This window comes from Hydrogenophaga sp. RWCD_12 (genome assembly GCF_046604225.1).
Lineage (GTDB): Bacteria > Pseudomonadota > Gammaproteobacteria > Burkholderiales > Burkholderiaceae_C > Hydrogenophaga.
The window spans coordinates 857,724-870,178 of sequence record NZ_JBKIXC010000002.1; the positions used below are offsets into that span (position 1 = coordinate 857,724).

Here is a 12,455-nt window from a genome sequence, read left to right on the forward strand (position 1 = left end):
TCAGAGTCTCCAGAGAACTTGAACAGCCCAGCCCAGGCAGGCGACGAGCCAGACGATGGTGAAAACGTGCAGAACGAGGCGGACGCCGACCGGTTTGACGTAGTCCATCCAGATGTCGCGCATGCCGATCCAGATGTGGTACGTGATGGCGACGAAGATGGCAAAGGTCAGGGCCTTCATCCATTGCGGGGCGAAGATGCCCGCCCAGCTTTCGTAGCCGATGGGGCCGCTGGTGAACAGCACCTTGGCCAGCACGATGAGGGTGAACAGCGCGAACAGGGCGCCGGTGACGCGTTGCGCGAGCCAGTCGCGCAGGCCATAGTGAGCACCGGAGACGACGCGCTTGGAACCGTAATTGACGGACATGTTGGGGATTCCTTCTTTCGCTGGATCAGTACAGGCCAAACAGCTTGGCGCCCAGGATCAGGGTCAGGCCGATCGACAGCGCCAGCGTGAAGATGGCGGAGGACTTGCCGAATTCCTTGGTCACGGCGTGACGGGCGTCCATGTACAGGTGGCGCAGGCCGGCGATCAGGTGGTGCAGGTAGGCCCAGATGATGGCCAGCACGACCAGCTTGAACAGCCAGCCTGGCACGAACCCAAAACCACCGGCAAAGACGGCCTGGAAGCGTTCAAACGAAATCTCGGAGGTCACTGAGTTGTCGAACAGCCAGACGATCAGGGGCAGCAGGAGGAACATCAGGCCGCCGCTGGCACGGTGCAGGATCGACACCCAGGCGGCGGGCGCCATGCGGTAGGTGGTCAGGTCCTTGAAGGCGTTGATGTTGCGGAACTCGGGCCGCGGCTTGGTCAACTCGGTCATGGTGGGGGCTTTCTTCCGGGGTGGAGACAGGGTTGGAAGGGTTCTTGTAACGCGTTGGTAACTCGGATCACAAACCTTCAAATTCTATTGCAACGCAGCATACCGGAGGCTGACATCTGACCATCACTGCATGGTCTGTGACCGGTCGGCGACTCAGCTCAGTTCGTTGTGGTAATGCCTGGTTTCCGTGCGGTAGAGGCCGCGGCGCAACTCCATCGGCACGTCGTTGTACGTGTATGCCAGCCGCTCCACGCTCAGCAGCGGGTGGCCGACTTCAACGCCGAGCAACACCGCTGCATCGGCATCGGCGGCCACGGCCTTGAGTTTTTCCACTGCGCGCACCATGCGCACACCGAACTGCGCCTCAAACAGGGCATACATCGGTCCCTTGTCGCTCGACAGGGTCTCCAGGCTCAGGCCCTTGAACGGCGTGCCGGGCAGCCAGATGTCTTCCAGAATGGCCGGCGTGCCGGAGAACGACAGCACACGCCGCACCTGCACCAGCGAGTCGCCGCCGCGCAGGTCCAGCTGCCGTGCCACTTCGGCAGGACCGCGCGAGCGGCGGCATTCGATGATGCGGCGTTCTGCGGGTCCCTGTGCCTCGGGCGCGGTGGCATCGGGTTGCACACGCAGGAATCGGTACTGGATGTGCTGTTCGGCGTGGGTGGCGACGAAGGTGCCCTTGCCCTGGCGCCGTACCAGCAGGTTGTCGGTCGCGAGTTCGTCGATGGCCTTGCGCACCGTGCCCTGGCTGACCCGGAAGCGGGCGGCCAGTTCGAACTCGCTGGGAATCATGTCGCCCGGCTTCCATTCGCCGGCCTGCAGGCTGCGCAGGATCAGCGACTTGATCTGCTGGTACAGCGGGCTGAAGGCGGGGGTGGGCGGCGTGAATGCCGGCTCGGCAGCGCCGCTGGTGTCGGCGGGCACACGGGTGTCCGGTGCGGACAGGTCGGGCTGCGAGGGGTGTGCGGAGGCCATGGGATGTTGGTTCAGCGGGAGCGCAATCATATCTTATATAAGACATAAGACAAATTGACGCCTACGGGTTTACGCGGGTACACTCGATGGCTGTCCAACGGGCCCTTTGCCCCGCCGATTTCTTTACTTTTCCAACGCCCTTTCTGGAGTTTTCACCATGAGCAAGAAGCCCGTTCGTGTTGCCGTCACCGGTGCCGCAGGTCAGATCGGTTACGCCCTGATGTTCCGCATCGCCTCCGGCGAAATGCTGGGCAAGGACCAGCCCGTGATCCTGCAACTGCTGGAAATTCCCGACGAGAAGGCCCAGAAGGCGCTCAAAGGCGTGATGATGGAACTCGACGATTGCGCCTTCCCGCTGCTGGCCGGCATGGAAGCCCACGCCGACCCGATGACCGCCTTCAAGGATGCCGACTACGCCCTGCTGGTGGGCTCGCGTCCCCGCGGCCCTGGCATGGAGCGCGCCGAGCTGCTGTCCATCAACGGCGCCATCTTCACCGCACAGGGCAAGGCCCTGAATGCCGTCGCTTCGCGCAACGTCAAGGTCCTGGTCGTCGGCAACCCCGCCAACACCAACGCCTACATCGCGATGAAGGCCGCCCCGGATCTGCCGGCCAAGAACTTCACCGCCATGCTCCGCCTGGACCACAACCGCGCTGCCAGCCAGCTGGCCGCCAAGACCGGCAAGGCCGTGTCCTCGATCAAGAAGCTCGCCGTGTGGGGCAACCACTCGCCGACGATGTATGCCGACTACCGTTTCGCCACCATCGACGGCGCCTCGGTCAAGGACATGATCAACGACCAGGAATGGAACGCCAACGTGTTCCTGCCCACCGTGGGCAAGCGCGGCGCCGCCATCATTGAAGCGCGTGGCCTGTCTTCCGCTGCCTCGGCTGCCAACGCCGCCATCGACCACATGCGCGACTGGGCCCTGGGCACCAACGGCGAGTGGGTCACGATGGGCGTGCCCAGCAATGGCGAATACGGCATCCCCAAGGATGTGATGTTCGGCTTCCCGGTCACCTGCGCCAACGGCGAATACAAGATTGTCGAAGGCCTGGCCATCGACGCCTTCTCGCAAGAGTGCATCAACAAGACCCTGGCCGAGCTGCAGGGCGAGCAGGACGGCGTCAAGCACCTGCTGTGATCCGGTAACCGCCTGGTAACCGATCAGTGAAACCGCACCCGCGCGACATCCTGGCAGGGGCACAGGCCGGCGCATTTGCGCTGCCGGTCTGTGACCACTACAGCGGTGTCGAGGCGCGGATGCGCAAGAGCCTGCAGCTGCAGGCCGAGCTGACGGCCGAGTTTGGCGCCTGCGTCTTTGACGTCACGCTGGACTGCGAAGACGGGGCGCCGGTCGGTGGCGAGGCCGAACATGCGGCCCTGGTCACCGAGCTGGCGCTAGGTGCATCCTCCGGTGCCCGCGTGGCCGCCCGGGTCCACCCGGTCGACCATCCCCATTTCGATGCCGACGTTGCCACGATCGCGGGCCGGGCCGGTGCGCGCCTGTGCCACCTGATGGTGCCCAAGGTCGAGTCGGTGTCCGACGTCGATCGCGCTGTCGCGGCGATGGACGCTGCCGGTGCCAGGGCGCTGCCGCTGCACGTGCTGATCGAGTCTCCCGCCGCAGTGCACCGCGCCTTCGACATCGCCGCGCACCCGCGCGTCGCGTCGCTGAGCTTCGGTCTGATGGACTTCGTCTCGGCGCATGGTGGGGCCATTCCGGCGTCTGCCATGACGCTGGCTGGCCAGTTCAGCCACCCGCATGTGTTGCGCGCCAAGATCGAGATGGCGGCCGCCTGTCATGCACACGGCAAGGTGCCTTCACACAACGTGGTAACAGAGTTCAAGGACTTGCCCGCGCTGCAGAACGCGGTGCGCAAGGCGGCGACCGAGCTGGGGTACACGCGCATGTGGAGCATCCACCCGGACCAGATCCGGCCCATCGTCACGGCCTTTTCACCGACCGAGGCGGAAATCGAGACGGCGTTGGCCATCATCGACCGCGCCGCTGCCGCCGACTGGGCGCCAGTGCAGCACGAAGGACGTCTGCACGACCGCGCCAGCTACCGCTACTACTGGCAAGTGATCGAACGCGCGCACCAGACTGGGCACCCGCTGCCCGAACCGGTGCGTGGCTGGTTTCTTGCATGACTTCGTTCCAACCCCCATTACCCACCCCACCGGAGAAAGCCATGTCGACCTTCCTGACCGACTACCGCGCCCACGCCGCCGAACGCGCGGCCCTGGGCATTCCCGCTCTGCCGCTCGATGCCAAGCAGGTCGCCGCCCTGATCGAACTGATCAAGAATCCGCCCGCCGGTGAAGATGCGTTCCTGATGGACCTGCTCACGCACCGCGTGCCCCCGGGCGTGGACGATGCGGCCAAGGTCAAGGCCAGCTTCCTGGCCGCCGTTGCCCATGGCGACGAAAAGGTGGCGCTGATCTCCAAGGCCAAGGCCACCGAGCTGCTGGGCACCATGGTGGGTGGCTACAACGTGCACCCCCTGATCGAACTGCTGGACGACGCCGAAGTCGCGGCCGTGGCCGGCGCGGCGCTCAAGAAGACGCTGCTGATGTTCGACTACTTCAACGACGTGGCCGAGAAGGCCAAGGCCGGCAACGCCGTGGCCAAGGAAGTGATGCAGTCGTGGGCCGATGCCGAGTGGTTCACCAGCCGCCCCGAAGTCGAGAAGAAGATCACCGTCACCGTGTTCAAGGTGCCCGGTGAAACCAACACCGACGACCTGTCGCCCGCCCCGGACGCTACCACGCGCCCGGACATCCCGATGCACTACCTCGCGATGCTGAAGAACACCCGCCCCGACGCGGCTTTCAAGCCCGAGGAAGACGGCAAGCGCGGCCCGATGCAGTTCATCGAAGACCTGAAGAAGAAGGGCAACCTGGTCGCCTACGTGGGCGACGTGGTCGGTACCGGTTCTTCGCGCAAGTCGGCCACCAACAGCGTGATCTGGGCAACCGGCCAGGACATCCCCTTCGTGCCGAACAAGCGTTTCGGCGGCGTGACCCTGGGCGGCAAGATCGCCCCCATCTTCTTCAACACGCAGGAAGACTCCGGCTCGCTGCCGATCGAAGTCGACGTGAGCAAGCTGGAAATGGGCGACGTGATCGACGTGCTGCCCTACGACGGCAAGCTGGTGAAGAACGGCGAGACGGTCGCCGAGTTCCAGCTCAAGAGCGACGTGCTCTTCGACGAAGTGCGCGCCGGCGGCCGCATCAACCTGATCATTGGTCGCTCGCTGACCGCCAAGGCCCGCGAGTTCCTGGGCCTGCCCGCTTCGACGCTGTTCCGTCTGCCTTCCGTGCCCGCCGCCACCAAGGCCGGCTTCACGCTGGCGCAGAAGATGGTCGGCCGTGCCGTTGGCCTGCCGGAAGGCCAGGGCGTGCGCCCCGGCACCTACTGCGAGCCGAAGATGACCACCGTGGGTTCGCAGGACACGACGGGCCCGATGACCCGCGACGAGCTGAAGGACCTGGCCTGCCTGGGCTTCTCGGCCGACCTGGTGATGCAGTCCTTCTGCCACACCGCGGCCTATCCGAAGCCGGTCGACGTCAAGACGCACCGCGAGCTGCCTGCTTTCATCAGCAACCGCGGTGGCGTGGCCCTGCGTCCGGGCGACGGCGTGATTCACAGCTGGCTCAACCGTCTGCTGCTGCCCGACACCGTCGGCACCGGCGGTGACTCGCACACCCGTTTCCCGATCGGCATCTCCTTCCCGGCAGGCTCCGGCCTGGTGGCCTTCGGCGCCGCCACCGGCGTGATGCCGCTGGACATGCCCGAGTCGGTGCTGGTGCGCTTCAAGGGCCAGATGCAGCCAGGCGTCACCCTGCGTGATCTGGTGCATGCCATTCCGCTGTACGCCATCAAGGCCGGTCTTCTGACCGTGGCCAAGGCTGGCAAGAAGAACGTGTTCTCCGGCCGCATCCTGGAAATCGAAGGCCTGCCGGACCTGAAGGTCGAGCAAGCGTTCGAACTGTCCGACGCCTCGGCCGAGCGCTCCGCCGCCGGTTGCACGATCAAGCTCAACAAGGAGCCGGTCGCCGAGTACTTGAAGTCGAACATCGTTCTGATGAAGAACATGATCGCCGACGGCTACAAGGACGCTAAGACGCTGGCACGCCGCATCGAGAAGGTCGAAGCCTGGCTGGCCAAGCCCGAACTGCTCGAAGCCGACAAGGACGCCGAGTACGCTGCGGTCATCGAAATCGATCTGGCCGATATCAAGGAACCGATCGTCTGCTGCCCGAACGATCCGGACGACGCCAAGGCCCTTTCTGACGTGGCTGGTACCAAGATCGACGAAGCCTTCATCGGTTCGTGCATGACCAACATCGGCCACTTCCGCGCCGCCGCCAAGCTGCTGGGCAACCAGCGCGACATCCCGGTCAAGCTGTGGGTCGCTCCGCCGACCAAGATGGACGAGAGCGAGCTGATCAAGGAAGGCCACTACGCTTCGTTTGCCTCCGCCGGTGCCCGCACCGAAATGCCCGGCTGCTCGCTGTGCATGGGCAACCAGGCGCAGGTGCGCGAAGGCGCGACCGTGGTCTCCACCTCGACCCGCAACTTCCCCAACCGCCTGGGCAAGAACACCAACGTGTATCTCGCCTCGGCCGAGCTGGCAGCCATCGCGTCCAAGCTGGGCAAGCTGCCGACGGTGGCCGAGTACCACGAAGCCATGGGCATCGTGAACAAGGACGGCGCCGCGATCTACAAGTACCTCAACTTCAACCAGATCGAGGAATACGTGGAGAACGCCAAGACGGTCGCCTGAGCGGTTGTTCTTGACTGAATGAAAACGGCCCTTCGGGGCCGTTTTCTATTGACGGCGTTCAGCGGCCGGCCAGCGTCTGCCAGCCGGGCCAGCCATCGCTGGCGATCGCGAACTTGCGGCTGGCGCCGCTCCACGATTCTCCTGCTGCCATGGCGGCGGCAAACGCCGCGCCGTCGACCACCTGCGTGCCGCCCAGCAGGGTGACGCCGCGCTCGAACAAGGCATCGGGCCAGAGACCGGCCGACGGGCCGATGACGGCGAAGCGCGTCGCTGCCGGTGCGGCCGACAGCATGTCGTCCAGCGTGTCGTTGAGCAGCATGGTCGAGGTTCCGACCACGGTGTTGCAGTGGGCGAGTTGTGTGCGGTCGAGGGTGATGTGGATCTTGGGGAAGCGTTCCTGCTGGCGCGCCACCATGTCGGCGTTCATCTCGATCACCGTCAGGCGCCCGCCGGCCTCGTCGACACGACGCACCAGCGGCGGGAAGAAACCGATCATGCCCAGGTGGTCCTGCGGTCCGAGCACCACATCGCCCAGAGAGTTGCCGGCCGGGGGTGGCTGGTAACCGACACGCCGCCAGACCGAGTCGGTCAATGCGTTGATCGCGGCCAGCGCGACGGCGCGTTCGACCTCGTCGCCGTCCGCCAGCCGCTGCGCCAGCACCATGGGGTCGGCGCCGGCCAGGGCGTTGCCGCGGCCGCTGCCGTGCGCGGCCAGCAGGAGGTCCAGCGTGTGGCCCAGCAGGATGTACGAGAGACCGAACGCACCATCGTCGAGTTCGATGGCGCAGAACTCGGCGTCGTGTTCGCCGGGTTCGCCCGAGCGTTGCGGGATGTGCAGCCGGAGGACCTTCGGGCTCGGCCAGCGACCGGAGATGGAGACAAGCTGCGCCATCAAGGCGGCTGCGATGGGCGTTTGGTTCGGGCTCATGGGCCGTGTTCGTGTGGCGACCGCCGTGCCACCTGCCTCAGTTGCCTGGCCTGCCGTAGTGGTATTGCCGATGCTTGTCGGACGCCTTTTCGGTGTCCTTGGCGTCCAGCACAAACGTGGCCGGATCGGCGCCGGGGATGGCCTCGGCGCCGTAGTACACCTGCTTGGCATCCCTGGCGTAGCCGAAGCCTTTGGACGAGGGGCCGATCACTTCAAACGTCCTTGCGTCGGCGCCCGCCAGGATGAGAGGGGCGTTGCTGCTCTCAAGGCGGAAATAGGCGTGCTTGCGGTCTTTCGCGTACGAGAAGTCGAGCAACTGAATCGTGGCGGCGTCCCAGCCTTCGACCGGCTCACCACGCCGATAGACACGGCGGGCATCCTTGGTGAACTCTCCGGATGTGTCACCCAGTCCCTGAAAAGTGGCAGCATCCGCGCCACTCAGGACAGAGTTGCCGTAGTAGACCTGCTTCGCGTCTTTCGCGTACACGGACTGGACCACCTGAAAGCCTTTGCTGTCGGCGATCGGATTGGCCTGTTTCTCCACGTAATAGTCGAACTTGTCCCGCGCCCAGATGCAGTGCTTCTTGTCGCGCGAACAGGCCGCGGCATCCTGCAAGATCTTGAAGCTCGCCATGTCGCGCACATGCAGGGGCTCGCCATCGTAGAAATAGTCGTTCTTGTCGCGCCCCACATACCCCAGGGTGGTGCGCTGGAACGACTCAGGGTCCGCGCCCTTGATCACGGTCCCCCAGTCGTACACATGCTTGGCGTCCCTGGCCATGCCGGCGTCGTCCATGAGCTTGAAGGTCTTGGCGTCGGCCCCTTCGAGCGTGTTGGGACCGTAAAACACGCTCTGCGTGTTCTTCGCGTATCCGTTCATGTTGCCGGTCTTCTGCTGCAGGATTTCAAAGCCGTTGGCGTCCTCGGTCACCACCCCTTCGGACCACGTGCCGTTCAGCCCATCCCCGCGCCAAGTGTTCCACATCACCTTGCCGGACCGGACCTCGTAGCCCTCCTGCTTGTTGCCGCAGCCGCCGAAGAGAAATGGCAGCAGGGTGCAGGTGAGGAAGGCGCGGACAGTTGGTTTCATGGCAGGGCGAGCAGGGTTCTGGTGGGCAGAGCCTCATTATTGACGAGGAGACCCTGTCGTTCGGCCCGGGCTCATGGAGCCATGCTGGCGGCGAGCGCGCGCAGCGCCTGCGCGGTGGGTTCGTCGCCGGGGAAGAAGGTTTCCAGTGCCAGTTCCTGCAGCGTGATGTCGGTGGGCGAACCGAAGACGGTCGTGGTGCTGATCAGGTGCAGCACGCCAGTCGGCGTATGGACCAGAAAGGGCATCAGCACGCCGGGGTGTTCGCCGGCCATCCGGGTGTCCGTGTCGGGCGCTTGACCGGGGTAGGCCTGCAGTTCGGCCAGCAGCCTGGCCAGCCCGTCGTCGCCGGTGGCACGGATCTGCCACTGCAGCCGCTCGAACAGGTGCTCGCGCCACTGGTTGAGGTTGATGATGCGCGGCGCCAGTCCGCCCGGGTGCAGGCTCACGCGCAGCAGGTTGACCGGTGCCCGCAGCAGCTCGGGGTCGACGCCCTGCAGCAGTGGCGCGACCATGCGGTTGGACAGCACCATGTCCCAATGCCGGTCGAAGGCGACTGCGGGCCAGGGCTCGTGGCGGTCGAGGATGTGTTGTACCGCGCGCCGCGCAGCGTCCATGGCCGGATCGTCCAGGTTCTGCTCGCGGTACATCGGCGCATAACCGGCGGCGACCAGCCAGGCGTTGCGCTCGCGCAGTGGCACCGACAGCCGCTCGCACAGCCGTAGCACCAGCTCGCGGCTGGGACTGGCTTTTCCGGTCTCGACGCAGCTCAGATGCCGGGTCGAGAGCTCGGCGTCGAGCGCGAGGTCCTGCTGGCTCAGGCGCCGCAGCTGGCGCCAGTGGCGCAGGTGGTCGCCGACGGACAGGCGGCGGCTGGCGTGGAGGTGGGCTGGACTGGACATGGGCGCATGGTAGGTCGAAGCGGACGGCGGTGCATGACCTGCGGGGTCATGGACCCCATGCCCTGGCGCGCCGAGCATCGGGCTCCCTTTGTTGCCATTTCAAGGAGTTCACCATGTTCCAAGTCTCTGCTTCCACCCTGCGCCGCGTACTCTGGCTCGACGCTGCCAGCGGCATCGCCATGGGCCTTTCGCATGTTGCATTGGCCGGTCCTCTGTCGGTCTGGACCGGCATTCCTTCGGTCTGGCTGGAGATCGCTGCGGTGATCGTGTTCGGCGCGGCGGCGCTGGCGGCCTGGCTCGCCACCCGTGCTTCGCCGCCGTCCGCCGGTGTGCGCCTGCTGGCCGCGGGCAACTTCGCCTGGGTCGCAGCCAGCGGCTGGCTGGCGTTCGGGGCAGGCCTGCCGCTGACGACGCTGGGCCTGGGCTGGGTGCTGGTGCAGGCGGTGACGGTGCTGCTGCTGGCCGAGCTGGAGTGGGCCGGGTCACGCCTGGACCAGCGGGTCGCGCTGGCCTGATCGCGGCGCCGGGGCGGGGCGGCGGGCGGGCAGAATGCCGGCTGAGGAAAACAGAACACCCGCTGTCACATGGAACCCACCGCAACCCCCGCCGAGTCCCCCGCCGACAACACGCCGCCACCCGCCTACCGCACGCTCGCCATTCGCTTCACCGGGGCGGGCAGCGAGTATTTCCGGATCTGGATCGTCAACCTGCTGCTGCTGATCGTGACCTTCGGCATCTACTGGCCCTGGGCCAAGGTGCGGCGCCTGCGTTACTTCATGCACAACACCCTGGTCGACGGCGATCCGCTGGACTTCCATGGCGACCCGAAGCAGATGCTCAAGGGCTGGGCGTTGGTGGGCGTGCTGTTCGCGATGTACAACGTGGCCAGCAGCGCCTCGGCGCTGGCCAATCTGGTGGCCTTTGCAGCGCTGGGAGCGCTCTGGCCGGCGCTGTGGCGCTCGTCGCTGCGCTTTCGACTGGGCAACACGAGCTGGCGCGGCCTGCGCTTCCGTTTTTCCGGATCGGTGGCGGACGCCTATCGGGGTCTCTTGCCCAGCTATCTCGCGGTGCTGCCGCTGGTGGTGCTGGGGCTGTGGGTGCCCGAGGAGGCGGACGCGGTGGCGCCCGACTGGGTGGGCGGTGCTTTCGCTGGGGCCATGCTGCTCGTTCTTGTGCTGGCGCCGTGGCTGTTCTGGCGCATGAAGGCCTACCAGCACCGCAACTACGCGCTGGCGCATCTCCAGACCGATTTCCGGGCGCCGGTGCGCGCGTTCTACGGCCTGGCGGCCAAGCAGTTCGGGCTCATGCTGTTGCTGCCAGTGGTGTTGGTGGGGCTGGCCTGGGGACTTTCGACAGCGCAGGGTGAGATGGCAGAGATGTGGGAAGACCTGTCGGTGACGCAATGGATCATCGGACTGGTGGCGCTGTTCTCTTTCATGGCCCTGTTCGTGGGCCTGGGACCCTGGTGGACGACCCGGCTGCAGAACCTGGTCTGGACCAAGACCGGCAATGAACAGGTGCGTTTCATCAGTCGGCTGCGGTTTCGCGACATGCTCTGGCTCAGCATCAAGAACGGCCTGCTGATGGTTCTGACGCTGGGGCTGTACTGGCCGTTCGCCGCGGTGGCGGTGGCAAGGCTTCGGCTGGAGGCGGTGCAGATCCGTTGTGTGGTCGATCCGGAAACGCTGACGGCGCAAGCGCACGACAACCCGGCCGAGGCCGCGGGCGATGCCGCCGGCGATTTTTTCGGCATCGACGTCGGCCTCTGAAGGAGGCACACGATGGACGATTCGTCAGCCTCCGGCACCGTGGTGCGGGTGAGTGCCCGCTATTTCGATGGCCGCTCGACCCGCCCGCACACGGTGCAGGTAAGGCTCGCGCAGGGCCAGCTGCAGATCGACGGCGAGACCGTGCGCACGCAGGTGCCTGCGGCGCAGGTGCAGTGGCCCGAGCGCACCCGGCACGGCCCGCGCGTCGCGCGCCTGCCCGACGGGGCGAGCCTGCAGTCGCTGGACGCGGATGCCTGGGACGCATGGCGCCGCGACACCGTTCATGCCGATGGCTGGGTGGTGGCGCTGCAGCAGAGCTGGCGGGCGGTGGCCGCCAGTGTGCTGGCGCTGGTGCTGCTGCTGGCCGCCGGCTACGTCTGGGGATTGCCCTGGCTGGCGCGCGAGGTGGCGCAGCGGGTGCCCGACGGGCTGGAAGACCAGGTCGGCGAGGTGGTGCTGGCGCAACTGGACGACATGGTCAAGCCCAGCCGCCTGCCGGCCGATCAGCAGCGGGCGATCGAGGCGGCGTGGGACGATGTGCTGCAGCGGCACCAGAAAGCCCAGGCGGTGCATGGGCGTGCGGTGCGGCCCACGCAGTTGCTGATCCGCGAGAGCGAGATTGGCCCCAACGCGCTGGCCTTGCCGGGTGGCACGATCCTGCTGACCGACGACATGGTCCGGCTGGTGCAGAACGACACCCGTGTGCTGTCGGGGGTGCTGGCCCATGAACTCGGTCATGTGCAGCACCGCCACGGCATGCAGACCCTGGTGCAGATCGGTGTGCTGGGTGCGGCGACCTCGCTGGTCTGGGGCGATTTCAGTGGCCTGCTGGCCACGGTGCCGCTCTGGCTGGGGCAGGCCCACTATTCCCGGCAGGCCGAGCGCGAAGCCGACGCGCACAGCGTTGGCGTGCTCCGCGACGCGGGCATCTCGCCCGCGGTGATGGTGACGCTGTTCGAGCGCTTCGAGCTGTTCCGGCGCTGCGGCGACGACCTGCTCAAGCCCGCAGCGCCCGATGCGAAGGGGCCAGCGGAAGGCACCCAGGCATGCCACAAGGCGGAGAAGCAGAAGACGGGCCAGGACGACCGGCAAGAGGCTGCGTGGGGCCTGGGCTTCGCCTCGCACCCGGCCGACGCCGAGCGCATCGCTTTCTTCAGGGCGGCCGCCCGCTGAAG

Annotated in this window: 12 protein-coding genes; 6 read left to right on the forward strand and 6 right to left on the reverse strand. The window is 66.2% G+C overall.

Features of this window, described 5'->3' with window-relative positions; translation table 11 throughout:
• From sdhD to ACLIJ1_RS11245, 3 genes are all read right to left on the reverse strand, one after another.
• Complete coding sequence (sdhD, locus tag ACLIJ1_RS11235) at positions 1-366, reverse strand: succinate dehydrogenase, hydrophobic membrane anchor protein (RefSeq protein WP_411365594.1); 366 nt, start codon at positions 364-366, stop codon at positions 1-3.
• 25 nt (positions 367-391) lie between these two features.
• Positions 392-823, reverse strand: coding sequence for a succinate dehydrogenase, cytochrome b556 subunit (sdhC, locus tag ACLIJ1_RS11240; RefSeq protein WP_411365595.1), 432 nt, complete (start codon positions 821-823; stop codon positions 392-394).
• A 153-nt stretch (positions 824-976) separates the two neighbouring features.
• On the reverse strand, positions 977-1,801 hold the full coding sequence (locus ACLIJ1_RS11245; protein WP_411365596.1) for a GntR family transcriptional regulator: 825 nt from the start codon (positions 1,799-1,801) through the stop codon (positions 977-979).
• Between the two features lie 157 nt (positions 1,802-1,958).
• Between ACLIJ1_RS11245 and ACLIJ1_RS11250 the strand changes: the two genes are divergently transcribed.
• The 3 genes from ACLIJ1_RS11250 to acnB are packed head-to-tail and all read left to right on the forward strand — an operon-like array spanning position 1,959 to position 6,594.
• Positions 1,959-2,945, forward strand: a complete 987-nt coding sequence (locus tag ACLIJ1_RS11250; RefSeq protein WP_411365597.1) for a malate dehydrogenase — start codon at positions 1,959-1,961, stop codon at positions 2,943-2,945.
• Positions 2,946-2,971: 26 nt separating this feature from the next.
• Positions 2,972-3,955 carry an HpcH/HpaI aldolase/citrate lyase family protein gene (locus ACLIJ1_RS11255; RefSeq protein WP_411365598.1) on the forward strand — a complete coding sequence of 328 codons (984 nt, stop codon included), beginning with the start codon at positions 2,972-2,974 and terminating at the stop codon, positions 3,953-3,955.
• 41 nt (positions 3,956-3,996) lie between these two features.
• Complete coding sequence (acnB, locus tag ACLIJ1_RS11260; RefSeq protein WP_411365599.1) at positions 3,997-6,594, forward strand: bifunctional aconitate hydratase 2/2-methylisocitrate dehydratase; 2,598 nt, start codon at positions 3,997-3,999, stop codon at positions 6,592-6,594.
• A 58-nt stretch (positions 6,595-6,652) separates the two neighbouring features.
• On the opposite strand, the gene ACLIJ1_RS11265 is transcribed toward acnB, so the two are convergent.
• From ACLIJ1_RS11265 to ACLIJ1_RS11275, 3 genes are all read right to left on the reverse strand, one after another.
• A complete protein-coding gene (locus tag ACLIJ1_RS11265; protein WP_411365600.1) occupies positions 6,653-7,522 on the reverse strand; it encodes a Rossmann-like domain-containing protein in 870 nt (289 codons plus the stop codon).
• A 37-nt stretch (positions 7,523-7,559) separates the two neighbouring features.
• Positions 7,560-8,612 (reverse strand): DKNYY domain-containing protein, encoded by a 1,053-nt coding sequence (locus tag ACLIJ1_RS11270; protein ID WP_411365601.1) that lies wholly within the window; start codon positions 8,610-8,612, stop codon positions 7,560-7,562.
• A 71-nt stretch (positions 8,613-8,683) separates the two neighbouring features.
• Positions 8,684-9,511, reverse strand: coding sequence for a helix-turn-helix domain-containing protein (locus ACLIJ1_RS11275; RefSeq protein WP_411365602.1), 828 nt, complete (start codon positions 9,509-9,511; stop codon positions 8,684-8,686).
• A 113-nt stretch (positions 9,512-9,624) separates the two neighbouring features.
• Here ACLIJ1_RS11275 and ACLIJ1_RS11280 point away from each other — a divergent pair, with 113 nt between their 5' ends.
• The 3 genes from ACLIJ1_RS11280 (at position 9,625) to ACLIJ1_RS11290 (ending at position 12,453) form a co-directional block, all read left to right on the forward strand.
• Positions 9,625-10,026 carry a hypothetical protein gene (locus ACLIJ1_RS11280; protein ID WP_411365603.1) on the forward strand — a complete coding sequence of 134 codons (402 nt, stop codon included), beginning with the start codon at positions 9,625-9,627 and terminating at the stop codon, positions 10,024-10,026.
• A 69-nt stretch (positions 10,027-10,095) separates the two neighbouring features.
• The gene (locus ACLIJ1_RS11285) at positions 10,096-11,280 is read left to right on the forward strand and encodes a YjgN family protein (RefSeq protein ID WP_411365604.1); all 1,185 of its coding nucleotides are present in this window, start codon (positions 10,096-10,098) and stop codon (positions 11,278-11,280) included.
• Positions 11,281-11,292: 12 nt separating this feature from the next.
• A complete protein-coding gene (locus ACLIJ1_RS11290; protein WP_411365605.1) occupies positions 11,293-12,453 on the forward strand; it encodes a M48 family metallopeptidase in 1,161 nt (386 codons plus the stop codon).
• Positions 12,454-12,455 lie beyond the last annotated feature (2 nt).

Excerpts from the sequence above, each read along its gene's own strand:
- sdhD (WP_411365594.1), bottom strand. The coding sequence starts at position 366 with ATGTCCGTCAATTACGGTTCCAAGCGCGTCGTCTCCGGTGCTCACTAT.
- sdhC (WP_411365595.1), bottom strand. The coding sequence starts at position 823 with ATGACCGAGTTGACCAAGCCGCGGCCCGAGTTCCGCAACATCAACGCC.
- ACLIJ1_RS11245 (WP_411365596.1), bottom strand. The coding sequence starts at position 1,801 with ATGGCCTCCGCACACCCCTCGCAGCCCGACCTGTCCGCACCGGACACC.
- ACLIJ1_RS11250 (WP_411365597.1), top strand. The coding sequence starts at position 1,959 with ATGAGCAAGAAGCCCGTTCGTGTTGCCGTCACCGGTGCCGCAGGTCAG.
- acnB (WP_411365599.1), top strand. The coding sequence starts at position 3,997 with ATGTCGACCTTCCTGACCGACTACCGCGCCCACGCCGCCGAACGCGCG.
- ACLIJ1_RS11265 (WP_411365600.1), bottom strand. The coding sequence starts at position 7,522 with ATGAGCCCGAACCAAACGCCCATCGCAGCCGCCTTGATGGCGCAGCTT.
- ACLIJ1_RS11270 (WP_411365601.1), bottom strand. The coding sequence starts at position 8,612 with ATGAAACCAACTGTCCGCGCCTTCCTCACCTGCACCCTGCTGCCATTT.
- ACLIJ1_RS11275 (WP_411365602.1), bottom strand. The coding sequence starts at position 9,511 with ATGTCCAGTCCAGCCCACCTCCACGCCAGCCGCCGCCTGTCCGTCGGC.
- ACLIJ1_RS11280 (WP_411365603.1), top strand. The coding sequence starts at position 9,625 with ATGTTCCAAGTCTCTGCTTCCACCCTGCGCCGCGTACTCTGGCTCGAC.
- ACLIJ1_RS11285 (WP_411365604.1), top strand. The coding sequence starts at position 10,096 with ATGGAACCCACCGCAACCCCCGCCGAGTCCCCCGCCGACAACACGCCG.
- ACLIJ1_RS11290 (WP_411365605.1), top strand. The coding sequence starts at position 11,293 with ATGGACGATTCGTCAGCCTCCGGCACCGTGGTGCGGGTGAGTGCCCGC.